The sequence below is a fragment of the uncultured Maribacter sp. genome (genome assembly GCF_947496775.1).
GTDB lineage: Bacteria > Bacteroidota > Bacteroidia > Flavobacteriales > Flavobacteriaceae > Maribacter_B.
In genome coordinates this window covers 1-464 of sequence record NZ_CANMDU010000058.1, presented here as the reverse complement: position 1 = coordinate 464, position 464 = coordinate 1, and the positions used below count along the sequence as shown (strand labels likewise).

The following is a 464-nucleotide window of genomic DNA, read 5'->3' as shown; positions in this document are numbered from 1 at the left end:
GGATCTTTAACAGTAAAAGAAGGAGCTACCTTAACTATTGAACCTGGAACTGTAATTAAAGCTAAAAGTGGAAGAACTGATGTTTTCCTTGCAGTAGAAAGAGGTGCTAAATTAATTGCTAAAGGTACTGCTGATAAACCTATTAAATTTACATCGGATGCTGCTTCTCCTGCTGCTGGTGACTGGGGTGGTATCGTTTTAGCAGGTAAAGCTGCTTCTAACAAAGGAACAGATGTACAAACTGAAGTTGCTGGTTTACTTTATGGAGGAACAGATAATAATGATAATTCTGGTGAATTAAGTTATGTAATCGCTGAGTATACTGGTGCAAAAATTAATGGAGAGCAAGAATTCAATGGAATTTCTTTCTTTGGTGTTGGTAGCGGTACTGTAGTTAACAATATTGTTGTTAGCAATGGAAATGATGATGGTATCGAATTTTTTGGAGGTAGCGTTAATGTAAC

1 pseudogene is annotated in these 464 nt (G+C 36.4%); it reads left to right on the top strand.

Features of this window, described 5'->3' with window-relative positions:
- Positions 1–464, top strand: a pseudogene (locus Q0856_RS18065) (hypothetical protein); the annotation flags it as partial.